Source organism: Coleofasciculus sp. FACHB-1120, from assembly GCF_014698845.1.
Taxonomy (GTDB): domain Bacteria; phylum Cyanobacteriota; class Cyanobacteriia; order Cyanobacteriales; family FACHB-T130; genus FACHB-T130.
The window spans coordinates 1-24,763 of sequence record NZ_JACJTV010000049.1; the positions used below are offsets into that span (position 1 = coordinate 1).

Here is a 24,763-nt window from a genome sequence, read left to right on the forward strand (position 1 = left end):
TGTTTGACAATGAATATGATTTAGCCCTGGCTGTGATGGAGGGCATGGAATCACGAAGTGAACAAGGTGGGTATACGATGGAGCGTTTTAGGTTTAAATCATCCTAGCTACTTATAGAAGAAGTAATAGATGACTACAAGTTATAGACACAGAAAAAGCAATACTGGCAAATTGCAGAATCAAGAATGGTTGACACAGCGTCAGCAAATTGCCGAGCTAGAGCAGAGATTAGTCGATTGCCAGCAAGTCGAGAAAGAACTGCGTCAACGGGTGGAGCTGTATGCACAAGTCCTGGATGCTATCCCAGATTTAGTAAGGTGCCAAAACTCCCAATCGCGCCTAGTGTACGCCAACAAAGCATTTTGCGACTTTTACGGCATGACAATGGAACAGCTTTGCGATCGCGAGCCGATAGATATTCCCTTGAATAACCGGGATGCTACTCAACAATCTGTCCTAGATGATGCCTATGTAGTGAATACTGGGCAAACGCTCCACATCCCTCAAGAACCTGTGACTCGTTATGATGGGCAAGTCTATTTATTTGACACCGTTAAAGTTCCTATTTTTAATGCTGAAGGCAAAGCTGTCAAAATTGTGGAGTCCAGTCATGTAGCTTTAGGTGATAATCTCTCCGACTCAGCCTTAGTAGAAGTCAATTCAGCAGATATCCGGGAAGAACAGCGAGATAAATTAACCAACTCTCTTACTTATTTAAATAGCCAGATTATCGAGCGCAGGCAAGCAGAACAAGCCTTACAGGATCTGATCGCCGGAACTGCCTCAGTTACTGGCAAAGATTTCTACCCGATGTTTGCACAGCATCTAGCCGCAGCGCTTGGAGTTCGCTACGTTATCGTGGCAGAAGCATCTGCCTGGGAGGATGATACACCTGTCCGAGCCAAAGTTCTTTCCTTTTGGAATTCGGACAGCTTGGGCGACAACTTTGAGTACGACTTAGTCCATACTCCTTGCGAAAGCATCTTTACACAAGAAACTCTGGCGGAAAACAACGGGATCAGTTGCTACCCCCAAAATGTGCAGTCATTCTTCCCCAAAGGCGAAGCTTTAGCGGCTTTGGGAGGAGAGTGTTTCCTGGGCGTTGCCCTTTTAGATTCAACATCCAGTAAACCAATTGGTCATATTTGCTTTATCGATGATAAGCCCCTCGTGCAAGAGCAACGGGCAAAAGCAATTATGAGTATTTTTTCAACGCGGGTTAGCGCCGAACTGGAGCGCCAGCGGGCTGAGGAAGCGCTAGAGCGATCGCAAATGCAACTGAAACTTTCCCATGAGCAATTAGAAAACTACAACCGGATGCTGGAAGGGAAAGTTCAAGAGCGAACACTCAAGCTGCAACAAGAAATAAGCGATCGCCAAAAAGCCGAACAATCCGCTCAATCCGCCAACCGCGCCAAAAGCGAATTCCTCGCTAACATGAGCCACGAACTCAGAACCCCCCTCAACGGCATCCTCGGCTATGCCCAAATCCTCAAACGGGACAAAACCTTAAATGAGTCGCAAAAAGATGGTTTAGGCATCATTCACCAGTGCGGCGAACATCTATTAACCCTGATCAATGACATCTTAGACCTCTCCAAAATAGAAGCCCGGAAAATGGAACTCCATCTAAGTAACTTTCATTTTCCCCAATTCCTTGAAGGCATCGTCGAACTGTGCGGTATTCGTGCCCAACAAAAAGACATCTACTTAACCTACCAACCCATCGCCCCACTTCCGATGGCAGTCCAGGGTGATGAAAAACGTTTGCGGCAAGTCTTAATCAACTTACTTAGCAACGCGATCAAATTTACAACCACTGGCGGCGTCACCTTCCAAGTCAGCTATCAAGACGGAACATTTCGGTTTAACGTAGAAGACACCGGCGTCGGGATGGCATCAGAGCAACTAGAAGAAATCTTCTTACCCTTCCACCAAGTCGGAGAGCGCGATCGCAAAAGTGAAGGCACCGGCTTAGGCTTAGCAATTAGCCGTCAATTAGTACAAATGATGGGCGGCGAAATCAAAGTTAATAGCATCTTAGGGAAAGGTAGCGTTTTTTACTTTGATTTAGATTTACCCTTCGTTGACCAGTGGGCAGATATCGCCCAAATAGATGAACGCCCGATCATTGGTTATTTGGGCGACAAACGCAAAGTTCTCATCGCCGACGATCAATGGGAAAATCGTTCGATTCTCGTAAAAATGTTAGAGCCATTAGGGTTTGAAATTATGGAAGCCACTGATGGGTTCGACTGCATAACCAAAGCACAGGAGTGGCAACCTCATGTAATTTTTATGGACTTAATGATGCCCACCCTCAATGGCTTAGAAGCCACTCGTCGAATCAGAAAGTTACCCGATTTAACGGTCGTTGTGATTGCGACTTCAGCCAGCGTTTTTGATTGCGATCAACAACAAAGCTTTCAAGCCGGTTGTAACGATTTCCTGGCAAAACCTATCCGAAACCAGGAACTTTTAGAAAAGGTACGAGGTTATTTGGGGCTGTCATGGGTTTATGAAAAAATTAAAAATAAAGAATTCTTGAAGCCTTCCGCAGCGATGGTGCCTCCGCCTGTAGAGGAAATCGCGGCTCTCTTCGATCTCGCAATGATGGGCGACCTCAGAGGGATTGCCAAGCGAACCGCTCAACTGGAACAGATGAATCAGGACTGGATACCGTTTGCCAGCCATTTACGTCAATTAGCCAAGGGCTTTGAAGAAAAACAAATTTTGGAATTTATCAAACAATATAGAGAAAATAAATGAGCGTAGAAATTCCCCACAAAGGCATAATCTTAATTGTTGATGATACTCCTACAAACTTAGGGGTTTTATTCGACTTTTTGGTGGATTCCAGCTTCAAAATTTTGGTAGCTCGGGATGGCGAAAGTGCTATTCAAAAGGGGGAATACGCCCTGCCGGATCTCATCTTATTAGATGTACTGATGCCGGGAATGGATGGGTTTGAAACTTGCCGTCAACTGAAAGCTAATCAAGTTACGAAAGATATCCCTGTGATTTTTATGACGGCGCTTTCCGAGACGGTCAATAAGGTTAGAGGTTTAAGCCTGGGAGCGGTCGATTATATTACTAAACCACTTCAACATGAAGAAGTTTTAGCTCGCATTACTGTCCAACTGAGCATCCAGAGTTTAACGAAGAAGCTGAAAGAACAAAATGTGCTTTTAGAACAAGAAATCCAAGAACGTATAAGAGCAGAGGAAGCGCTGTTGCAGCTTAAAGAAGAACTAGAAGAACGGGTAGAGGAACGAACTGTTGAACTTTCTCAATCCAATGCTCTGCTAAAACAAGAGATTCAAGAGCGGATTTCTACAGAGGCAGTATTACAACAATCAGAAGCACGCTATCGAGAACAAGCGCATCAGCTAGAACTCGCCTTTCGCCAAATCCAACAGACTCAAGGCCAACTGATTCAAAGCGAACAACTGGCTAGTTTAGGACAGTTAGTCGCCGGTGTCGCTCATGAAATGAATAACCCGGTCAACTTTATCTATGGAAATATTACTCACGCGGATCACTATATCCAAGACCTGCTGCACCTGCTGAATCTTTATATCCAGGAATTTCCCAATCCGGGGCAAACTATTATCGAGGAGGCTCAGGTGATTGACCTGGATTTTCTCGTTGAAGACCTGCCGAAACTGTTGGGTTCGATGAAGAGTGGGGTTGAACGCATCCGCGAAATTATCCAGTCTTTGCGAAACTTCTCTCGCGTCGATGAGGCTCAGATGAAGCCGGTGAACATTCACGATGGGCTGGACAGCACTCTGCTGATTTTGAACAACCGGCTGAAATCCAAGCCTGACTATCCAGGTATTCAGATCGTTAAAGAGTATGGCAAGCTGCCTCCTGTAGAGTGTTATGCAGGTCAAATGAACCAGGCGTTCATCAATGTGTTGTCGAGTATGATTGATGCTTTGGAGGAGTATGACCGTAAGCGATCGCCTGAAGAAATACACTTCTCCCGCAGTACCATTCGGATTTGCACCGAAGTAACTGATCGCGGCTTTGTGACCATTCAGATTATCGATAATGGTCCGGGTATTGCGGAGGACGTCCGTACTCACCTATTTGACCCCTTCCTGATGCCGAAAACAAATGGTAAAGGCACGAAGATTGGGTTGTCCCTTAGCCATCAAATTGTCGTGGACAAACATGGTGGACAGATGCAGTGCAATTCAGCGCCCGGAAAAGGTTCGGAATTCATTATTGCGATTCCGATTCGACAGAATCTTCAGAAAACGCCTTCATTCGAGTCAATGTAATGTCAACGTCATCAGGGAAAAGACATTTAACGAGACATTGAACTGCACAGCAAATTCTGATAGCGGGTGATGGAAATTCCCCTCACCGAATATCTCGGTTTCAATTTGTGCAGCTTAAATGTACGGCAGTTTATTGCTCTCGGCGTCGTCGTCTAGCCGCAGCCCGACGCCCTTGTAGAGACACAATTTCTGCTTCGCTGCTTTCCCTCGCCACGCGAATCAGCAGCCCCGCTGCAATCAAACTCGCAATCATTGAATTGCCACCATAGCTAAATAACGGCAAGGGCAAACCCGTAGTAGGTAGAACGCCAGTCGCAACGCCAATATTTAGCAGTGACTGCCCCACCATCAAAATCATGGCTCCAATCGCCACCAGCCGGTGAATCGGATTTTGCGCCTTTATTGCCACAATCAGCGCCAGTGTCGCATAAGCCATCAGCAGTAGTAGCAGTAGTAAACTGCCTGCAAAGCCAAATTCTTCTGCATACACCGCAAAAATAAAATCGGTGTACTGAATCGGCAAGTAAAACAGCTTCTGTTGCGATAGCCCAAAACCAGAACCCCAGGTGCCGCCAGAACCAACTGCCAGTAAACTTTGAATCAACTGGTATCCGTCTTGCATGGGGTCAGCCCAAGGATTCAAAAACGACATGATCCGACGGCGTTGATATTCTTTGACGCTGATACTGATGGTTGCTAAGAGCAACCCGCCCAGCGCCGTTCCTCCCAAGTAGGAATAAGGCAACCCAGCAGCAAGCGCGATTAGCCACAAAGTCATCCCGCAAAGCGCAGTTGTGCTTAAGTTGGGCTGTAGCAAAATCCCCAAAAGCACGCAGCTAAAAATTAACAGCCAGGTCAAGCGGACTTTCCACGTTAGCCTGTCCCAATGTCCAAAAATCCGAGCGCCTTGCAACACCAGGAATGGCTTGATCAACTCAGAGGGTTGCACGGGAAATGGTCCCAAGGCTATCCAGCGGGTTGCGCCATTGGTAGTGGTTCCCACTCCTGGAATCAGAGTGATGAAAATCACTCCCAACAGGAGTATGACAAACCAATCGGCGATCTCTAGAACAGAACGCAGCGGGAAGTTCACCACCAGGTTAAATGCGATTAGTCCCAAGATGACTGAGACGATTTGGCGCTTAAAGTAGTACATTCCATCCCCAAACTCATTATCAGCGCTGGGATAGGAAGCCGAAAACAATACGACTAACCCGATAAACAGCCAGAGGAAGGTGAGCCACCGCAACAATCTGGCATCTATTGCCCAATCTTGGGCAGAGGAATTAAAAACAGGAACTAGCTGGCGTAAATTCACAGCGACTTGGCGTATAGGTAACATTCAGTGGCAGGGAATCTCAAAGCGATCGCTCTGGCGGATGCATGGAGTGCTGCTCGCTCCCCAACATTAGCAGCGGTACCGACCAAAATGATAAGGCGCTTTGCTCTATATCGGTTTATCCACGCTCGAATTTCTTTGCTGTTCTTTGAATTTTTTTGACAGCTAACGGCATCAGGCGATGCTTTCTCAATCAAAAATTTATCAATCTCCTCTCTAAATTAAAGCTTTAAATAAGATTGCTTCAGTGAAAATCCTTGTATAGAAGTTAACCGTATGATTACTGAATCAAACTTCCAAATTTCAGTGATCTCAGTAAAAATGCGACCTTATTCCTTCGTAATCTCTATTGCTGCAATTACGCATAATCACACAGGCAACTTAGGGTTTTAGATTAAGCAAGCTGAAAAAGGTCAATAGAACCCCCAGGACTACACAGATCCTTCCCTATTTCCTATAAACTTGAGCGAGATTACTTAGAAATGCAGGTCAAAACCCATCCCATCAATGTAACGGTGCTGATTGTCCTGGCGCTGACAGGATTTATCAGCATCGCCTACATCTTAATCGCTCTCAGTTCATCTTCTCTCTACTCCGCTACACATCCAGCGGTCGTACCTTGGATAGGTGAGCAGCATCGCTGTGAGACAAGCGGTAGAACTTGGAGAGAAGAGAGAGAAGAAGAATGCTTGGATTATGAACACAGCGCTGAGTTTTAAAAGAGTTTGGTTTACATACAATTCCAGAGAAATTATTGACAAAAAGTCAACAAATGCTTATTCACTAAGCTTAGTTGCTCTTTTTCAAATCTAATTCTGATCCCATTTCACAAATTGCCTGCAACAGAATCCTTATCCATCCTCCCAACTGTATCCATAAAAAGGGGACTTTGAGCATCGAAAGTCTAGCGCCAATCAAGCGGCTTGCTAAGAGAGTCACAAAAAAAGAGGTCATCAAGACCTCTTTGCAATTGAATCTTATCAAAATGTTGAAAATTCCGTAACCAAGCCTATTTCAGCAAATTAAAGTAGACCAGTATTTACTCCTGGCTTACCAGTAGCCAGTTCAACCTTAACGATTTTTCCACCCATTTTCATAATCCGCTGCTGCTCGCGAAACCAGTTTTCGTAGGGAACGAGTTTCGTGAAATAAGTGTTTTGCAATTCCCGCTGAGTCCGGATACGGGTCTGGCTGGGAACACAGGCAGTAATTTTAAACATCCGCATGGGTTAATTTCTCCTAGTCAGGTGGTGAGGAAATTTTTGATCTCAATCAATCTTTGGATTGGCGTATCTATAAGACACCGAAGGCTGGGAGTCAAGAGTCAAGACTAGACCGCTAAAACTTATCAACTCAATTTTCGACAAGCCTTTGACGAGCTAGCATTCACTCCAGACTTCCCAGACTTCACCAGACAAAACGCAGTCGCTTAAAACTTAAGCGATTAACGTACGCTTAGCTCAAGCCAGAGCAGATGTAGTCTAAATAAACACCCATTTCCTTACCAGCATCAGCACCGACCAAGCTGGCGGTAACTTCTTTCATTGCTTGGATAGCTTGCACAGTAGCGGAAACAGGAACACCCAGGGAGTTGTAGGTTTCCTTCAAGCCATTCAGCACACGCTCATCCAAGATGGAGGGGTCACCAGCTAGCATGGCATAGGTGGAATAGCGGAGGTAGTAGTCCAAGTCGCGGATGCAAGCAGCATAGCGACGAGTGGTGTACATGTTGCCACCGGGACGGGTGATATCAGAGTACAACAGGGACTTAGCAACCGCTTCCTTAACGATGGTGGCGGCATTGGCGCTAATGGTGGTTGCTGCACGAACGCGCAGTTCGCCAGTTTTGAAATAGCCTTTGAGCTTTTCCAAAGCACCAGTGTCAAGGTATTTACCTTGAACGTCGGAGGAATTAATAACAGCAGTAATTGCGTCTTGCATTTTTCTTGTTTCCTTATCTTACGTAGTCAGGTTCAAATCCTCAGCAGGGGAAGGGAAATACCCTACTGCATGGCACCAATCACGTAGTCGAAGTAAGCGCCTGCTTCAGAAGCATCTTCGCCAGACATCATGGAGGAAGCAGCATTCTTCATAGCGCGAACGCCTTCGGCAACTGCGTCAACCGGGGTACCCAGAGACTTATACATTTCGCGAACGCCAACCAAACCGATTTCTTCAATCGGGGTGACATCACCAGCAACGACTCCGTAGGTGATCAGACGCAGGTAGTAGTCCATGTCCCGCAGGCAGGTAGCGGTCATTTCTTCACCGTAAGCGTTGCCACCGGGAGAAACAATATCAGGACGCTTTTGGAACAGTTGGTCGCCAGCTTGCTTGACGATGCGCTCGCGAGAGTCGGTCAACGTTTGGGCAATCCGGAGGCGACGCTCACCAGAGGTCACAAAGTTCTTGATCCGGTCTAGTTCGCCTGGGCTAAGATAACGAGCCTCGGCATCGGCATTCACGATGGATTTCGTGACGATACTCATTTGTGGATTCCTCCAATCAAAAGAAAAGTTTTACCGGACGGTTTGAAACTGGCATTCGCCAAGGAATGTGGAAGCCTGTCACTGCTACAAGAATACTTTTCGGTATCTTTAGCATTTTTCAGTGTAACCATCCGTACACACTGCCTGAGACTCAGCTACCTTCCGCAAATAATTTTGCGGCATTAGGTTCACATTCCAGGTCTCTTCTTAACAGTTTTTAATATTGCTCCTCATTTTGGGGCTTTCAGGGCGATCGCAACGGGTCTCGGTCGGGGTCAGTTCAATAAACTCCCCGCTTTGCCATCCAGATCCCAGAACAAAACTTTCTATTCATGAGGAATAGGGAATGGGTCATCTCAAATCACCCATTCCCTATTCCCAACTCTCGGATTTATCGGCTAAAGCGATTACCGATGTAGGAAGGCGACATATCTGACCAGGACTGTTTCACCAAGTCAGCTGCTGCTTTCACACTGCCTAGATAATTACCCGCTGGCAGGGATGGGAAGCGGTTGTAAGGCACCACATCCTCTCCGAAGTAACGGGCATACTCAGGACTATCCACCATTGCCTCTACAGCCGCCTTCAAGCCGCTATCCGCCAGCAGTTTGTTGTACTGCCGGATTTCACCTTGGGTAGCGGGTGCGCGTCCCAGCAGGTGCCGGAACAGGAACTCAATCACCTTGGTGTTGGGATAGGGGGTATAGAAGCGACGGCGATAGATATCAGAACTCGCAAGGCTCTTCACAAACTCTCGCACCGAGATTTCACCGTTGCGGAGTTTGCTATCCAGATCCGAACGGCGCAGTTCCCCAGGAACTTGACCGCTAAAGATATCCATCACCTGACAGTAGATGGCATTAATCACCTGTGCAGATTCAGCCTGGTTCATCCCTGGATTCATCCGGTAAATCCGTGCAGGCTTCCGCCGCGATGTCCCAACTCCAACTTCAACGGACTGCCCGTCACCGTTAGTAAAGGAACGACCCAACTCGATAAACAGCGGCTTCGTCATGTCGCGCTGACGAGCTTGTGCGGCGATATCTGCGATCGCTTTGCCCATGAGCGGCATCTTCGCCACATCCATGCGCGACTGCACCGGCTTAAAGCTGGGAACCACCAAGTCATCATTCTGCTTGGTCAGTTGGTTATACAGCTTCTCGGTATTCGGGAAGTTTGCCGCTGGCAGAGTCGGGAAGCGGTTGTAAGGCACCGTATCTTCTCCAAACGCCTGACCATACTCTGGGCTATTCACCATTGCGCCCACAAAGCCCCGAAGCCCTTGAGAGGCAAGGATCTGGTTGTACTTGCGGATTTCTACTTGGTCTAGAGGTGCCCGTCCCAAGAAGTGCTTCGTACCCAACTCGATCACCTTCGTGTTCGGGTAGGGAGTATAGAACTCTTTGATGTAGAGGTCTGAACCTCCCAATGCCTCAATAAATTCCTTGAGGTTAATTTCACCATTCCGCAGCTTGCTTTCCAAGTCGCTGAATTGGTTCTTCACGATATAGGGTTCAATATCGCGCTCAAAAATTTGCCGGTATGCTGCCCGGATTGTGTTTTGCACCAACGCCTTGTCGGCGGTTTCTGTCAGCTTAAAGACCTTGGTTTGCTCGCGCTTCTTGCTGACACCCTGGTTGATGCGGAATTGAATATCGGGTTCCGTCCGCAATTGCGTGACTTGACCGAGTTCCACAAAACGAGGAGTTTCTTGAGTCTCAATTTTCAGAGCCGTATCGGCAATGCTGCCAATCCGAAGACCACGCAAGCTGACACCAGCTGGAGTCAGATACCGCTCGTAAGGAACCGTATCTTCCCCAAATGACTCGCTGTATTCGGGGCTATCGATAATCGCGTCAACCAGGGCGTAAAAGCCTTTTTTGGCGCAAATATCAAAATACTTGTTGGTTTCCTGACGCCCGTAGGTGGGACGACCCAACAGACGGCGGTGGATATACTCAATCGACTTGGTGACGTAGAGCGAAGTCCAGTACAACTTGCGGAACAAGTCGGACTTAGCCAGAACGCGGATGAACTCCCGCACTGTGGTTTCGCCGTTTTCCAGCTTGATTTCCGCCACCTTGAGGCGCTGACCTTCATAGACATCCCGCCCAAATACTTGCAGGTAGGCTGCCTTGATCACCGCTTGGGTGGAACTTTCAGAGTATTTGACGCTGGAATTCTGTACATACCGTTTGAAGGATGTGCCGCCGTTCGCTCCTGGACCGGGAAGTTGATCCAGTTTGAACACTTTCGGTCCCAGAGAACCCGGAGCTTTGGGACGAGCTGCTGGGTTGCTCAGTTGGTTGTCAATTCCTGGACCTTGACGGATCAGGATACGACGAGTATCTTTACCAAACGGAGCGGGTCGGGTGTTGGGATTCTTGGTTTCTTTGGGGAAGATTGCCCCAAATTGAATTTCCAGAGGGTCGTTGCCGGAACCATACGGGTGTTGGTCGGGCAGTGGTCGCTCATAAGCCGCAAAGGTAGTGATGAACTGTGGCACCTTGCGGAAAGGCGCACTGTAGTTCAACAAATCTTGCTGCGGTCCCCAGTTGCGACACTCCTGCGCTTCTTGACCTAGACCCCGAATGTAGGGTACGGTTTCTTCGCCGAAGTAGTCGGAATATTCCTTAGAGTCCACCAGGGCATCCACAAGACCGGGTAGACCTTTGTTGGAAACGATGGAGAAGTATTCTTGTACTTCTTCACGGCTGGATGGTCCGCGACCCAGGAAGTGACGGAATGCCAGTTCCAGAGCGCGACTGTTGATATATGGCTCGTAGAAGTTTTTGCGGTAAAGAGAAGATTTACCCAAGCGACGGATAAATTCTTTCATCGAGATGTCGCCATTTCTGACCTTGGATTCTAGGTCAGAGATGCTAAGGCTGTAAGCGCGAGTAATATCGCGCTCAAAGACTTGCCGATAGGCGGCTTTGATGATTTCTTGCTTTTCCGAAGATGACAAACCGGGCTTCATGGCGTATTTAGGACGCCGCTCGGCTGAATTAAAGTAAATTTGGGGCAATTGCAGACCTTGCTGGTCACCAGAAGGACGCTGCCGCAATTTGTCGGAGGGGGTGGGGGCGCGGAATTCGCTAATCAGCACTTCAAAGTACTGGTTAACAATCGTTGTCCCTTCCTCGTCGCGTCGGAAATAACCCAAGGCGGCTGCCCGCATTTCCTGCAATGCCACAATCGTCGCTTCGCCAGAGCAAGCATTTTCGATGATTTCCCGCAAACCCCGCGTGTTGACCGCGATGATGTTGGGGTCTCCAGCAACAATTGCGTAGGTCAGGTAGCGCAAGAACCAGGATAAGTCCCGCAACGACTTCTGCATATTGCCCGGACCATAGCGGGCAACGTTAATCGGTCGGAAACCAGCTGGGGTAGGACCGCCACCGCCAGCGCTGAAGAGCGATCGCAACCCCTGCAAAAAGCCACCGCTGCTTTCCACATAGGTGACATTTCCCAGCGCCATCCCTTGTTTGACATCCGGAACGTTCGCCGTCACCAATTCGGGTTCGCGAGGCTTTTCTAAGAAAGCCATCGGAGAACCCCCGACGAAAATCCGGTTAGCTGCGCGGGACACAATCAGGTCTGCATTTTGGGTGAGCGTTTGAGCAATCTCAAGACGCCTGCTGCCAGAACTGAAATAGCTCTTCAGTTCATCCAGCTCACCCCTTCCTAAGAAGCGGTCTTGTTGTTCCGCTTGCGAAATAGTTGCAACTGGTACTGTTTGATATAGCTGCGGACGCGCAACTGAGCTTCCACCACTTGCCTTAACACTCATTGGATCTCAAAAGCTCCCTATTCTAAATCGTCACTGCGTTAAACATGACCAGAGTGCCACTGATGAATGATGAATTGAGAAGGTTGTAAGGATTCAAGTTAACCAACCGCCACGGGGGCGACTTACCCTGCGAAAGTGGCTTTTTCCCTACGGCTTATGGCTTATCAACTTTATTCTTGCGCCTTCAACATCTCAGCGTTCATCTTCGAGCCTTTATCCTTCAACTGCCTGGGGTTAATCAGCTCAGCTTTTAGATTAAAACTTTTCGGGCTTCTCATACTGGTTTGTTAAAAAGTGTGTAGAACCCTATCTAGGTGTTCACAAGGTCATAATACTAAATGGCGGCAGATTCCCTGAGAATAGCGATAAGTTTTGTTACTTAAGCCGCCGTCTACCTACAGATGACCTGCCCGGACATCTCTAACTTTACCCTTTAACGTGATATGGAAATCAGGCAGGATATCAGCTCCGCCGTCCAACGACTTTACGATACTTACCCTTTTCCACCAGAACCTCTGCTGGATAGTCCGCCTCCCGGCTACAACTGGCGCTGGAATTGGCTAGCTGCCTATCACTTTTGCACCAGTCAAGTACCGCAAAAGCAGAATGTCCGCATTTTAGATGCTGGATGTGGCACGGGTGTGGGGACAGAGTACTTGGTTCACCTCAATCCGGCGGCTCAAGTGGTGGGAATTGATTTGAGTTCGGGCGCTTTGGAAGTTGCACAAGAGCGCTGTCGTCGTTCTGGGGCAAATCGCGTCGAGTTTCATCACAAGAGCTTGTACGACGCGCAGGAACTGCCGGGGGAGTTTGATTTAATCAACTGTGTTGGGGTTTTGCATCATTTGCCCGATCCGATTCGGGGAATTCAAGCCCTGGCGGCAAAGTTAGCGCCAGGAGGCTTGATGCATATTTTTGTTTATGCTGAGCTGGGGCGCTGGGAAATCCAGTTGATGCAAAAAGCGATCGCGCTTCTTCAAGGTGAACGGCGAGGCGACTACCGTGATGGCGTTCAGGTGGGGCGTCAGATATTTGCCGCTTTACCAGAGAATAATCGACTGGTTAAGCGAGAAAAAGAGCGTTGGTCTTTAGAAAATCAGCGGGATGAATGCTTTGCGGATATGTACGTTCATCCCCAGGAAATCGACTACAACATTGAAACCGTTTTTGAACTAATTGATGCTTCGGGTTTAGATTTTGTCGGTTTTTCTAATCCCAAAAACTGGGAATTAGAGCGGCTGTTGGGGAAAAATTCAGACTTAATCGAACGGGCAAAAAATTTGAGCGATCGCGAACGTTATCGTTTAATCGAATTATTAGATCCAGAAGCTGTCACTCACTACGAATTTTTCCTAGCACGTCCTCCCCTATCCAAAGCAGATTGGTCATCGGATGGGGCACTACTGGCAGCCATTCCAACGCGAAACCCGTGCATGGATGGATGGCCTAGCCGCTGTCTGTTTAACTACGATTATCAGATTGTCAATTTGTCAGAAGGAGAGTTTGAATTTTTGCAAGCGTGTGATGTTAACTCAGAAAAACGTCGAAGCGTAGAAGAAATTTTGGCAGGTGTTTCATTGGAGTTGGAGCTTGTGCGATCGCTCTTGAAACAACAGCTAATTATGCTGGCACCAAGTTAACAACTAGGTAACGGTTAATGGGTAATAGGAAATTCGAGGCGATTCATTTCCTATTACTATTCCCATTGCCAATATTTCATATATCAATTCAGATTGCCATACATATTGGCATACATTTAGTTACCCTGGTTTGGCTGTGGGTTTGTTGGTTCTGCCTCCCAGATGATCTCGCGTTTTGGTTCTTCGTTACCGTCGTCTGGAATCTCAGCCGGCGTTGGTTCTGGGATTTCGGCTGGAGTTGGTTCTGGAATCTCAACCGGCGCTGGTTCTGGGATTTCGGCTGGAGTTGGTTCTGGAATCTCAGCTGGCGCTGGTTCTGGGATTTCGGCTGGAGTCTCAGCAGGGGTTGGTTCTGGGACTTCGGCTGGAGTTGCTTCTGGAGTCTCAGCAGGGGTTTCAGAAGGCGCTTCATCTCCGGCTTCAAACTCAATCGTGATAATCGGTTTATCCTCCTGATAGATAAAGGCTTCCATATCTCCTATCGGGTTTCGGGCACTGTTAAGGCTTTCACCATCATAGGGAGGAGTGCCATTGAAGAATTTTTCAAGCCGGTAGGTTTGAGCCACGGCTGGGGAAGCGATAAAGGCACTTAATCCAATGATGCAGATTAACCCTTGAGTTTGAGGTTTCATTTGACCAATACCTCCTCAACTACAGCTACCTGTAGTCTATATAACCACCAAAATTAAACGAAGTTTCCAGTTTATAACCTTTAGTGACTTCTGTAAAACTTGAGTGAGATAATTAGTTCGGAGGGAATCGGCAACAGTTGCGATCGCAACTATACTCCTTTGATTGTTTTTTCATCACCAAAACTTGATTTTAAAAACATAAAAAGCAAGCTTTGGTAGCATCAGTAATAAAGACAATTGCTTGCTACCAAAACAATAGAAAATGTCATTATTTTGTGGGACATAATAAACAAATCCCCCAACTTTTCTTTAATAAAGGAAGCTGGGGGATTTAATTATATGAAAAAGGCAATTCCTAGGAAACAACCTTCAATTTTTAGCGATGGATATTGAAAAATTTTCGGGGATTGGATTAAAGCTACAAAACCTAATAAAACTGCTGAATCTAGCGTCGGGTCTTACTAACTGCTTAACCCAATCTACAAGGCAAAGGTATGTAGGTTATTTAAGCACCCATCCTTACCTATGAAGAGATAAAAACTGAAGGCATTCTTGGAACTTGCATGACTATCTTACTGAACCTGGCTGGTAGGGCTGATTCATGGGTCTTGCCTCTCTTTGTAGCTGGTTTTCTGACTGATTAGGATTGTTGTTTCCAGGCTCTGTTGAATTGCGATTGGTTGCCGGTGTTGCATCCTGAGTTGATTCCCGAACCTCTCTATCGTCGTTAGAGGTTTCTCGATTTTCAGTCGGGTTGCGGGGTTCGATAACGTCGTCGCCCGTATATGGGGGGAGACCGTTGAAAAAGTCTTGTAAGGGTGTGTTTTGAGCTACGGCTGGGGAACTGATAAGGGCAGTTAATCCCAGGATGCCGATCAGCCACTGGGTTTTAAATTTCATTTGACCAATACTTCCTTAACTACGTGTAGTCTCCTAGTACTATAAATTAAACAAGTTTGCTTTTTGTAACCTCTAGCTGCCGACGTATCACCTGAGATAAAAAATCAGGTAGATAGAACAAGCAAGGGTAGCGATCGCTACTGTACCCAGATCGCTAGCGTACTCATTTGATGATTCTTTTGGCGTCAAAAACTGATGACAAGGCGATCGCGCCTTTACGCTTCTGCGTCTGGATTGTTCTTTGTGGTTCGCTTTTTATGAAACGCCATCGATCTTGATGGAGTATCTGGGTCTAGTTCGCAAGCGATCGCATTCTTGATTTTGGCGACGATGCTCTCGCATCAACCGATAACTAGACGTGCCCAATCGCTGTAGGTTAAAACAGCGATCTCGTCCTTGCACTTTCCCCAGAATAACTAACTGTGCGTCTCCAAATCAGACTACTCAGTGCGATCGCTCTTCTAACATCTGCTGCAACGCCGTTCGCGCTTAATTTTCCAACGCCATTCTTCACAACACAGGCGTTAGCGCAAACTTCAGATGCACGGAAAGCGGAAGCTGACCGACTATTGCAGCAAGGGATTCAGCAGTATCAGACCAGTCAATTTGAGGCGGCATTACAGTCTTGGCAACAGGCACTAAGTCTTTATCGAGAAATTAAAGACCGTTTGGGGGAGGGGAATGCGTTGGGTAATCTGGGACTTGCTTACTCTTCCCTGGGAGATTACGTCAAGGCGATTGAGTACCAGCAGCAGCGCTTGGCAATCTCTAAGGGTATCAAAGACCGTTTAGGGGAGGGGATATCTCTAAGCAATCTGGGAATTACTTATCGTTCCCTAGGAGATTATGCCAAGGCAATTGATTACCAGCAGCAGAGTTTGGCAATCATGTGGGAAATCAAAGACCGTTGGCGGGAGGGGCAATCTCTAGCCAATCTGGGAAATGCTTACTATTCTCTGGGAGATTACGCCAAGGCAATTGATTACCAGCAGCAGAGTTTAGCAATCATGCAGGAAATCAAAGACCGTTTGGGGGAGGGGGCATCCCTAGGCAATCTGGGAATGGCTTACTATTCCCTAGGAGATTACGCTAAGGCGATTGACTCCCATCATCAGAGTTTGGCAATCGCACGGGAGATTAAAAATCGTTTCGGGGAGGCGGCATCCCTAGGCAATCTGGGAAATGTTTACTCTTCCCTGGGAAATTACGCCAAAGCAATTGATTACCTACAGCAGCGTTTGACAATCGTGCGGGAAATCAAAGACCGTTTAGGGGAGGGGGGATCTCTGAACAATCTGGGACTTAATTTTCAGAAATCGGGCAACCTTGCTCAAGCCGAAAAAACCCTTCGCGCTGGAATCAAAGTCTGGGAATCTCTCCGGGAGCGATTGGGTGGCAATGATGCTTACAAAGTGTCAATTTTTGAGCAGCAAGCTCTCACCTATGGCCTGCTGCAACAAGTCCTGATTGCCCAAAATCAACCCACTACTGCTCTAGAAATTTCTGAAAGGGGTCGTGCCAGAGCATTTGTGGAGCTACTAGCGACACGCTTCTCCTCCCGTTCCTCTACTCAACCAAATATCTCTACCAGTCCACTCAACATCCAGGAAATTCAACAAATCTCCAAACAAAAAAATGCCACACTGGTTGAATATTCGATTATTTATGACGACTTCAAGAAGATTCAGGGTAAACAAGAATTTTATGAATCAGAACTCTATATCTGGGTAATCCCACCCTCAGGCGAAGTATCATTCCGTCGTGTTGACCTCAAACCCCTGTCGCAGCAACAAAATACAAGCCTTGCAGAACTTGTTATCAACAGCCGTGAATCTATCGGTGTCAGAGGTCGTGGTGGTATCGAAGTATCGCTGATAGATGATGTCAGCCAAACCGAACGCTTACAGCAACTCCACCAACTACTCATTCAACCCATTGCAGAACTCCTGCCTGCTGACCCCAATGCTCGTGTTATCTTCATCCCTCAAGAATCGTTGTTCTTAGTTCCCTTTGCTGCCCTCCAAGATGCCAACAAAAAATACTTAATCGAGCAACACACTATCCTCACGGCTCCCTCGATTCAGGTACTGGCGTTAACCCGTCAGCAACGACAACGGGTTCCAGTGCCCGCCAAGGATGTGCTAGTGGTTGGCAATCCCACGATGCCTAGCGTTGCGCCTAAGATTGGCGAAAAACCAACTCAACTGCCTCCGCTACCGGGTGCCGAGAAGGAAGCGATTGAGATTGCTCGTCTCCTAAATACGACTGCCCTCATCGGTAATCAAGCCACTGAATCTGCGGTTGTTCAGAGGCTACCCACCGCCAAGATGATTCACCTGGCGACTCACGGATTGCTGGATGATTTTCAAGGGTTGGGGATACCAGGTGCGATCGCGCTAACTCCTGCTGGAAAAGATGACGGGTTCCTCACTGCTAGCGAAATCCTGAATCTCAAGCTCAATGCCGAGTTAGTTGTCTTGAGTGCTTGCGATACTGGGCGAGGTAAAGTGACTGGCGATGGTGTGATTGGATTGTCTCGTTCTTTAATTACTGCGGGTGTCCCCAGTGTTATCGTCACTTTGTGGGCAATACCGGATAATCCTTCGGCTTTGTTGATGACCCAATTTTATCGAAATTTGCAACAAAACTCGGATAAAGCGCAAGCTTTGCGAAGCGCAATGCTAACGACGATGAAACAATATCCCAACCAGCCCAGCGCTTGGGCCGCCTACACGTTGATTGGGGAAGCTGAATAAGAAGTTAGGGAAAATAGCCGCAAGCTGCTACAACAATGGGCGGGGCGATACCCACACCGATGCCTAGAATACTTCCTAAATGAGAACCCATGAGCATGAATGCGAAAAATGCTTCTTGGATGAGAACTCATGAGCATGAATGCGATCGCTACCACATAGAACCTTTTAATCTGCTGACATCAGCTTAATTCTTTTTTAAGTAATGTTACCTGTGCATGGTATATTCAAAATGTTTGGTTCTGACCTGTAGTAGTCAGACCAAATAGCACAAGCTGAAACACATCAGTTGTGAACTTGTCAAACGAATCTCAAACAACCACGCCGACCACCGAGGAGTTACCACAAACTGGTTCCCCTATCTCAGAACCAGATAGCTCCATGCAAGAGTACTACCAACTTCAACAAGAGTTGTTGCTGACTACGCTTGCTTTGAGCGGGATTATTTTTATTTCCGTCTGGATTTTTTACTCTCTCAACATTGCCCTGAATTACTTGATAGGGGCGTGCACATGTGTGGTTTACTTGAGGATGTTGGCTAAAGACGTTGAGCGACTTGGCACAGAGAAGCAGCGTCTGAGTAAGACTCGGTTTGCTCTGTTTATTGGGTTGATTATAATCGCAACCCAAGTGAATAAGCTACAGATTCTGCCCGTATTTTTGGGATTTCTGACTTATAAAGCCTCCCTCATCGTCTATATGCTTCGGACTTTGTTTCCCCCGGACACTCGATAGGTTGGACAGTGTTAGAATTCTCCACTCCTTAATCCCTGGAGAACCCTCATTGAATGGAAATGCTAAGTATTCTTTCCGCCTTTAATTCATTCCCGCTCGCCAAACTAGAAGTTGGTCATCATCTTTATTGGCAAGTGGGAAATCTGAAAATTCACGGGCAAGTTTTTCTCACGTCATGGATTGTTATTGGTATTCTTCTGCTGGCTTCCTTAGCTGCCACTCGGAATATCCAGAGAATTCCTAAAGGTATCCAAAACTTCATGGAATATGCCCTGGAGTTCATTCGAGAGCTGACTAGAAACCAGCTCGGCGAGAAAGAATACCGTCCGTGGGTGCCATTTATTGGCACGCTGTTTTTGTTTATTTTTGTCTCAAATTGGTCGGGCGCATTAGTTCCCTGGAAACTAATTCACCTTCCAGAAGGAGAACTAGCAGCTCCCACGAATGACATCAATACCACAGTGGCATTGGCATTGCTAACTTCCTTAGCGTACTTTTATGCAGGTTTTAGCAAGCGGGGTTTAGGGTACTTTAAAAAGTATATTGAGCCGACACCAGTCCTATTACCCATTGCCATTTTAGAAGATTTCACAAAGCCCCTTTCCCTCAGCTTCCGTTTATTTGGCAACATTCTGGCGGATGAATTGGTAGTAGCCGTGTTAGTTCTACTGGTTCCCCTGTTTGTCCCTCTGCCAGTTATGGCTTTGGGGCTATTTACCAGTGCCATTCAAGCTCTAGTGTTTGCCACCTTAGCAGCTGCATACATTCATGAAGCGATGGAGGGGCATGGTGATGAAGGGCATGAGGAGCATTGATCTTACTTAGGGAAGGAAGAAGGATATAAGATGAATAAAATCATCCCTCCTTCTCCATATCGCCTTCGGGATGCCCTCAGTTGATAGAATTTGAGATTTGGGATTTAAGATTAAAAATCTTGACTCAAAACTCAACACTTGTAAGGGCACGGCAGTGCCGTGTCTCTACTCCAAACTCTCTGTTATTTGTTCTGTACTTCAAGGTAAGGAAATAATCATGGATCCATTGGTTGCTTCTGCTTCAGTTCTAGCTGCTGCTCTCGCAATTGGTTTAGCTGCAATTGGCCCTGGTATTGGTCAAGGAAATGCTGCTGGTCAAGCAGTTGAAGGTATTGCTCGTCAGCCAGAAGCAGAAGGTAAAATTCGCGGCACTTTGCTGTTAACCCTAGCTTTCATGGAATCCCTTACCATCTATGGTCTGGTGATTGCCCTAGTGTTACTGTTTGCTAACCCCTTCGCATAACAATTTTTGTTTTAGTAGAGACGTAGTAAATCACGTCTCTACTAAAACAAAGTTTTTTGTTTCTAGTCCTGTTGATGTAAGTTGAACCCCTTGCCTAGGGGTATACAGAATATGACAAGTGAGATAATTTTGCTTGCCATTAAAACTGCTGTTCAAGCATAAAGAGGGAAGAAATGTTTGATTTCGACGCTACCTTGCCCTTGATGGCAGTGCAGTTTCTGCTATTGGCGGCGCTATTAAATGTGGTTTTCTATAAGCCACTGACTAAAGTGCTAGACGAGCGCGACGACTACATCAGATCGAATGAGATGGGTGCGCGGGAACGCTTGGCAAAAGCTGAGCAGTTAGCAAAACAATATGAGCAACAGCTAGCGGATACCCGCAGGCAGTCTCAAGCATTGATTGCAAATGCTCAAGCCGATGCCCAGAAAATAGGTGCTCAAAAAGTAGCTGAGGCACAGCAAGAAGCTGTTGCAAAACGAGAACAGGCGTCTCTAGAGATTGGACAGCAAAAGCAAGAAGCTTTGCAATCCCTAGAAAGCCAGGTGGATGAACTCAGCCGCCAAATTCTGGAAAAAATATTGGGACAGCAGCTGGTCAATAGATAGAGAGCTTGAAGGAAAAGCTGTCATTAGTCATTAGTCATTAGTCATTAGATCAAAGCCAATGACTGATGACTAATGACCAACTTCATACTTCAATGGGATGGGTATCATGGGGACTTTTTTCTTATTAGCCGAGGTGGCTCACTCAGCTGGCTCTGAATTGGCAGAGGCAGAGGGGCATGGTGGTTTTGGACTGAATACGGACATTTTTGAAGCCAATCTAATTAACCTGGCAATTCTTATTGGTGTACTGTTTTACTTTGGACGTAAATTATTAGGCAATATCCTAAGTGAGCGTCGTTCAAGGATTGAAACGGCGATTAGAGAAGCAGAGCAACGCCAGAAAGAGGCAGCAGCTGCACTCTCAGATGCCCAGCAGAAATTAACTCAGGCTCAAGCGGAGGCAGAACGAATCCGCAAAGATGCTGAAGAAAGTGCGAAGGCAGCGAGAGAAGCCATTTTGGCGAAAGCAGCAATGGATGTCGAACGCTTGCAAAGAACAGCCGTTGACGATGTGAACACCGAAAGGGAGCGAACGATCGCTGAACTCAGAGCGCAAGTTTCTGCAATGGCGTTGCAGCGCGTTGAATCGCAACTCAAGAGCCAATTGGATGATGCTGTTCAACAACAATTAATTGATAGCAGCATCGCTAGTGTAGGAGGTCGCTGATGAAAGGTAGTATGGTTAGCGGTGAAATCGTAGAGCCGTATGCAGAGGCATTGATGTCCTTGGCTCAGTCACAGAACCAAACAGAGCGGTTTGGGGAAGATGTGCGATCTTTGTTGGGAGTTCTGGAAAGCTCTGAGGATCTACAGAATTTTCTGGGAAATCCAATTGTCAGCGCTGAAAATAAAAAAGCCGTATTGCAGCAAATTGCTGGCGACGGGCTTCACCCCTACATCCTCAACTTTTTGATGCTGCTGGTAGAGAGGCGACGCATCCTCTTTCTAGAGGAAATTTGCAAACACTTCCAGGCACTTCAGCGGAAGCTGAATCAGACGGTTCTAGCAGAAGTTATCTCAGCGGTGGAACTGTCGGATGCCCAGCAGCAAGCCATCAGTGAAAAAGTCAAAGCGATTAGCGGTGCCCAGCAAGTAGAACTCGATACCAAACTCGATCCAGATTTAATCGGTGGTGTCATCATCAAAGTGGGGTCTCAGGTATTGGATGCCAGTTTGCGAGGACAACTGCGCCGTATTGGCATACGCCTGAACAGTGCCGCCTAAAGTTGAAAATTGAGAGTTGGAAAGGTAAGCAGTTTGTCGGTGGAACTTTTCAGATTGGATGTTGGCAAGTTAAGGAAGTGAAATTTTCAAATCTTAACTTTTAATCTTCAACCTACCACTGCCAAAATAGAGAGCTTCAACCTTTAAGCTACCCTTCGAGAAGGGATTCTCCTCAAAACCTTCAACCTTTAACACAAACCCTTTCCTCCTTTAACAAGTAACCATGATCAGCATCAGACCTGACGAAATTAGCAGCATTATTCGGCAGCAAATTGAACAATACGACCGAGACGTTAGTGTTTCTAACGTGGGTACCGTATTGCAAGTAGGCGACGGGATTGCCCGGATTTATGGCCTAGACAAGGTCATGTCCGGGGAACTGGTGGAATTTGAAGACGGTAGCGTTGGCATCGCCCTGAACTTAGAAGAAGACAACGTGGGCGTGGTGCTAATGAGCGATGGTCGCAACATCCAGGAAGGTAGCTCTGTAAGCGCCACCGGCAAGATTGCTCAGGTGCCCGTGGGCGAAGCCTTGATTGGTCGCGTTGTGGATGCTCTGGCTCGTCCGATTGATGGAAAGGGAGACCTTAACACCACAGAAAGCCGCCTCATTGAATCAGGTGCACCGGGAATTATTGCTCGGCGCTCGGTTTACGAACCGATGCAAACCGGCATTACCGCCATTGACGCGATGATTCCGATTGGTCGGGGTCAGCGGGAGCTAATCATTGGTGACAGACAAACCGGAAAAACTTCGATCGCGGTTGACACCATCCTCAACCAGAAAGAAGAAGACGTGATTTGCGTCTACGTTGCTATCGGTCAAAAAGCTTCTACCGTCGCACAGGTGGTGAACGTGCTTCAGGAACGAGGCGCAATGGACTACACCATTGTGGTAGCAGCGAACGCCAACGATCCAGCAACCCTGCAATATCTGGCTCCCTATACGGGCGCTAGCTTGGCAGAATACTTCATGTACAAGGGCAAGGCGACGCTGATCATCTATGATGACCTCTCTAAGCAAGCCCAAGCTTATCGCCAGATGTCCCTGCTGCTGCGCCGTCCGCCCGGACGGGAAGCTTATCCTGGGGATGTGTTCTATCTCCACTCCCGTTTGCTGGAGCGTGCGGCAAAGCTGAGTACAGAATTAGGTGAAGGCAGCATGACCGCGCTGCCAATTATTGAAACCCAAGCTGGGGACGTTTCCGCCTACATTCCCACCAACGTGATTTCGATTACCGATGGTCAGATTTTCTTGACCTCCGACCTATTCAACTCTGGCTTGCGTCCCGCAGTGAACCCCGGTATTTCCGTGTCACGGGTGGGTTCAGCGGCTCAAACCAAGGCGATGAAAAAAGTGGCTGGTAAGCTAAAGCTGGAGTTGGCTCAGTTTGACGACCTGCAAGCTTTTGCTCAGTTTGCCTCGGATTTGGATAAGGCAACCCAAGACCAGTTGGCACGGGGTCAGCGCTTGCGGGAACTTCTAAAGCAGCCGCAATACTCGCCGCTATCAGTGGCTGAGCAAGTGGCAGTTGTCTATGCAGGTTTGAATGGCTATTTGGATGATATTCCTGTAGAGAAGGTGGCTCCTTTTGCGCGATCGCTGCGGGAGTACCTGAAAACCAGCAAGCCGAAGTACATGGAAATCCTCCGCAAAGAGAAGCAGCTGACAGAAGATGCGGAAGGCATTCTCAAGGAAGCGATCGGTGAAGCTAAGAAGACCTTCATGGCGATGGCGTAACTTGTCCAAAGCGAATAGCTAAGCGCGAATAGCTAATTGTAATCAGCAGCGCTTCGCAATTAGCTATTCGTAATTAGCCACTCGCAAAGGACAACTGACACCGGACAAAACTATGGCAAATCTAAAATTTATTCGCGATCGCATTCAGTCGGTCAAAAACACCAAAAAAATCACTGAGGCAATGCGCCTAGTTGCCGCCGCCAAAGTGCGCCGCGCTCAACAACAGGTGACTGCCACTCGCCCCTTTGCCGACCGCCTCGCTCAGGTTCTCTATGGTCTTCAAAACCGTCTGCGGTTTGAGGAAGCTAATCTGCCTCTGTTGAGAAACCGGGAGGTTCGGTCTGTAGGAATTTTGGTCATTACAGGTGATCGCGGTCTCTGCGGTGCTTACAACACCAACGTCATCCGTCGTGCTGAAAACCGAGCCAAGGAACTACAAGCCGAAGGTCGGGACTATAAATTTGTGCTGGTAGGGCGCAAAGCCATCCAGTACTTCCAGCGTCGTGACCAGCCGATTGACGCTACTTATACTGGTTTAGAGCAAATTCCTACAGCAGCGGAAGCATCTAGAATCGCTGACGAACTGCTGTCCTTGTTCTTGTCAGAGAACGTAGACCGGATTGAATTGGTTTACACCAAGTTTGTCTCCTTGATTAGCTCTCGCCCAGTGGTGCAAACCTTGTTGCCGCTGACTACGCAAGGACTAGAAGCAAGAGATGATGAAATCTTCCGCCTCACAACCCGCGGTGGTGGTTTTGAGGTAACGCGGGAGAAAGTCTCTGCCCAAGTTCGAGAATTCCCACAAGACATGATCTTCGAGCAAGATCCGGTGCAAATTCTTGATGCTCTCCTACCGCTGTATCTAAATAACCAGCTGCTGCGGGCTTTGCAAGAGTCGGCAGCGAGCGAACTGGCGGCACGGATGACGGCGATGAACAATGCCAGCGACAACGCCAAGGAGCTGATTGGTTCTCTTACCCTGAAGTACAACAAAGCCCGTCAGGCGGCAATCACCCAGGAAATTCTGGAAGTTGTCGGCGGTGCCGAAGCGTTACAAGGCTAGATTTAGCTTTTCAACTTAATTCACGCAGAGCGTCTGAATAATCTCAGACGCTTTTTTTTGTTGAATGCACTCGCATCATCGAAAACGACACACTAGACCTCTTGCGTGAATCAGGCAGATTGGGAACGGAGCAGTTCAATATTAACGATCGCGGCAATGAGGTTGAAACGGAATCCAAATCGCCGACGACGATTGCGGTATTGTTCTCCCAGAATGCGGAAAATTTTCAACCGTCGATTGATGTGCTCCGCAATCACTCTCAATCGAGCCAAATGGCGA

Annotated in this window: 20 protein-coding genes and 3 pseudogenes; 15 read left to right on the top strand and 8 right to left on the bottom strand. The window is 47.4% G+C overall.

Annotated features, from left to right (window positions below; translation table 11 throughout):
- Nucleotides 1-129 precede the first annotated feature (129 nt).
- The 3 genes and pseudogenes from H6H02_RS27995 to H6H02_RS24900 form a co-directional block, all read left to right on the top strand.
- Nucleotides 130-600 (top strand): annotated as a pseudogene (locus H6H02_RS27995) (PAS domain-containing protein); the annotation flags it as partial.
- A 699-nt stretch (nucleotides 601-1,299) separates the two neighbouring features.
- A pseudogene (locus H6H02_RS28000) lies at nucleotides 1,300-2,769 on the top strand (ATP-binding protein); the annotation flags it as partial.
- Complete coding sequence (locus H6H02_RS24900) at nucleotides 2,766-4,289, top strand: response regulator (protein ID WP_190822865.1); 1,524 nt, start codon at nucleotides 2,766-2,768, stop codon at nucleotides 4,287-4,289. The pseudogene H6H02_RS28000 and the gene H6H02_RS24900, both read left to right, overlap by 4 nt.
- A 130-nt stretch (nucleotides 4,290-4,419) precedes the next feature.
- On the opposite strand, the gene H6H02_RS24905 is transcribed toward H6H02_RS24900, so the two are convergent.
- Nucleotides 4,420-5,607 carry an FtsW/RodA/SpoVE family cell cycle protein gene (locus H6H02_RS24905; RefSeq protein ID WP_190822898.1) on the bottom strand — a complete coding sequence of 396 codons (1,188 nt, stop codon included), beginning with the start codon at nucleotides 5,605-5,607 and terminating at the stop codon, nucleotides 4,420-4,422.
- A 27-nt stretch (nucleotides 5,608-5,634) separates the two neighbouring features.
- Between H6H02_RS24905 and H6H02_RS24910 the strand changes: the two genes are divergently transcribed.
- Both H6H02_RS24910 and H6H02_RS24915 read left to right on the top strand, forming a co-directional pair.
- On the top strand, nucleotides 5,635-5,790 hold the full coding sequence (locus H6H02_RS24910; RefSeq protein ID WP_190822867.1) for a hypothetical protein: 156 nt from the start codon (nucleotides 5,635-5,637) through the stop codon (nucleotides 5,788-5,790).
- Between the two features lie 320 nt (nucleotides 5,791-6,110).
- Nucleotides 6,111-6,347 (top strand): hypothetical protein, encoded by a 237-nt coding sequence (locus H6H02_RS24915; protein WP_190822869.1) that lies wholly within the window; start codon nucleotides 6,111-6,113, stop codon nucleotides 6,345-6,347.
- Between the two features lie 303 nt (nucleotides 6,348-6,650).
- Here H6H02_RS24915 and H6H02_RS24920 read toward each other — a convergent pair whose 3' ends face one another.
- The 4 genes from H6H02_RS24920 to H6H02_RS24935 all read right to left on the bottom strand — a co-directional run bounded on the left by H6H02_RS24920 (nucleotide 6,651) and on the right by H6H02_RS24935 (nucleotide 11,910).
- Nucleotides 6,651-6,854: a phycobilisome linker polypeptide gene (locus H6H02_RS24920; RefSeq protein WP_190411193.1), complete on the bottom strand. Its 204-nt coding sequence runs from the start codon at nucleotides 6,852-6,854 to the stop codon at nucleotides 6,651-6,653.
- A gap of 229 nt (nucleotides 6,855-7,083) precedes the next feature.
- On the bottom strand, nucleotides 7,084-7,569 hold the full coding sequence (gene apcB, locus H6H02_RS24925) for an allophycocyanin subunit beta (protein ID WP_190822871.1): 486 nt from the start codon (nucleotides 7,567-7,569) through the stop codon (nucleotides 7,084-7,086).
- A gap of 62 nt (nucleotides 7,570-7,631) precedes the next feature.
- Nucleotides 7,632-8,117, bottom strand: a complete 486-nt coding sequence (gene apcA / locus H6H02_RS24930) for an allophycocyanin subunit alpha (RefSeq protein ID WP_190411195.1) — start codon at nucleotides 8,115-8,117, stop codon at nucleotides 7,632-7,634.
- 391 nt (nucleotides 8,118-8,508) lie between these two features.
- Nucleotides 8,509-11,910 carry a phycobilisome rod-core linker polypeptide gene (locus H6H02_RS24935; protein WP_190822872.1) on the bottom strand — a complete coding sequence of 1,134 codons (3,402 nt, stop codon included), beginning with the start codon at nucleotides 11,908-11,910 and terminating at the stop codon, nucleotides 8,509-8,511.
- A gap of 443 nt (nucleotides 11,911-12,353) precedes the next feature.
- Here H6H02_RS24935 and H6H02_RS24940 point away from each other — a divergent pair, with 443 nt between their 5' ends.
- Nucleotides 12,354-13,550, top strand: a complete 1,197-nt coding sequence (locus tag H6H02_RS24940; protein WP_190822874.1) for a class I SAM-dependent methyltransferase — start codon at nucleotides 12,354-12,356, stop codon at nucleotides 13,548-13,550.
- A gap of 116 nt (nucleotides 13,551-13,666) precedes the next feature.
- On the opposite strand, the gene H6H02_RS24945 is transcribed toward H6H02_RS24940, so the two are convergent.
- Both H6H02_RS24945 and H6H02_RS24950 read right to left on the bottom strand, forming a co-directional pair.
- Complete coding sequence (locus tag H6H02_RS24945) at nucleotides 13,667-14,182, bottom strand: hypothetical protein (RefSeq protein ID WP_190822876.1); 516 nt, start codon at nucleotides 14,180-14,182, stop codon at nucleotides 13,667-13,669.
- 567 nt (nucleotides 14,183-14,749) lie between these two features.
- Nucleotides 14,750-15,082 (bottom strand): hypothetical protein, encoded by a 333-nt coding sequence (locus H6H02_RS24950; protein WP_190822878.1) that lies wholly within the window; start codon nucleotides 15,080-15,082, stop codon nucleotides 14,750-14,752.
- A gap of 422 nt (nucleotides 15,083-15,504) precedes the next feature.
- Here H6H02_RS24950 and H6H02_RS24955 point away from each other — a divergent pair, with 422 nt between their 5' ends.
- The 9 genes from H6H02_RS24955 to H6H02_RS24995 all read left to right on the top strand — a co-directional run bounded on the left by H6H02_RS24955 (nucleotide 15,505) and on the right by H6H02_RS24995 (nucleotide 24,484).
- Nucleotides 15,505-17,838 carry a CHAT domain-containing protein gene (locus tag H6H02_RS24955; RefSeq protein WP_190822880.1) on the top strand — a complete coding sequence of 778 codons (2,334 nt, stop codon included), beginning with the start codon at nucleotides 15,505-15,507 and terminating at the stop codon, nucleotides 17,836-17,838.
- 288 nt (nucleotides 17,839-18,126) lie between these two features.
- Nucleotides 18,127-18,570 carry an ATP synthase subunit I gene (locus H6H02_RS24960; RefSeq protein WP_190822882.1) on the top strand — a complete coding sequence of 148 codons (444 nt, stop codon included), beginning with the start codon at nucleotides 18,127-18,129 and terminating at the stop codon, nucleotides 18,568-18,570.
- A 53-nt stretch (nucleotides 18,571-18,623) separates the two neighbouring features.
- Nucleotides 18,624-19,385, top strand: coding sequence for a F0F1 ATP synthase subunit A (gene atpB, locus H6H02_RS24965; RefSeq protein ID WP_190822884.1), 762 nt, complete (start codon nucleotides 18,624-18,626; stop codon nucleotides 19,383-19,385).
- Nucleotides 19,386-19,602: 217 nt separating this feature from the next.
- Nucleotides 19,603-19,848 (top strand): ATP synthase F0 subunit C, encoded by a 246-nt coding sequence (gene atpE / locus H6H02_RS24970; protein ID WP_190822886.1) that lies wholly within the window; start codon nucleotides 19,603-19,605, stop codon nucleotides 19,846-19,848.
- 173 nt (nucleotides 19,849-20,021) lie between these two features.
- A complete protein-coding gene (locus tag H6H02_RS24975; RefSeq protein WP_190822888.1) occupies nucleotides 20,022-20,456 on the top strand; it encodes a F0F1 ATP synthase subunit B' in 435 nt (144 codons plus the stop codon).
- A 97-nt stretch (nucleotides 20,457-20,553) separates the two neighbouring features.
- Nucleotides 20,554-21,123 (top strand): F0F1 ATP synthase subunit B, encoded by a 570-nt coding sequence (locus tag H6H02_RS24980; protein WP_190822890.1) that lies wholly within the window; start codon nucleotides 20,554-20,556, stop codon nucleotides 21,121-21,123.
- On the top strand, nucleotides 21,123-21,680 hold the full coding sequence (gene atpH, locus H6H02_RS24985; protein WP_190822892.1) for an ATP synthase F1 subunit delta: 558 nt from the start codon (nucleotides 21,123-21,125) through the stop codon (nucleotides 21,678-21,680). The genes H6H02_RS24980 and atpH overlap by 1 nt, the downstream gene beginning before the upstream one ends.
- A gap of 223 nt (nucleotides 21,681-21,903) precedes the next feature.
- Nucleotides 21,904-23,421 carry a F0F1 ATP synthase subunit alpha gene (gene atpA, locus H6H02_RS24990; RefSeq protein ID WP_190822894.1) on the top strand — a complete coding sequence of 506 codons (1,518 nt, stop codon included), beginning with the start codon at nucleotides 21,904-21,906 and terminating at the stop codon, nucleotides 23,419-23,421.
- A 112-nt stretch (nucleotides 23,422-23,533) separates the two neighbouring features.
- A complete protein-coding gene (locus H6H02_RS24995) occupies nucleotides 23,534-24,484 on the top strand; it encodes a F0F1 ATP synthase subunit gamma (protein WP_190822896.1) in 951 nt (316 codons plus the stop codon).
- Between the two features lie 110 nt (nucleotides 24,485-24,594).
- Here H6H02_RS24995 and H6H02_RS27390 read toward each other — a convergent pair.
- Nucleotides 24,595-24,763, bottom strand: a pseudogene (locus H6H02_RS27390) (IS5/IS1182 family transposase); the annotation flags it as partial.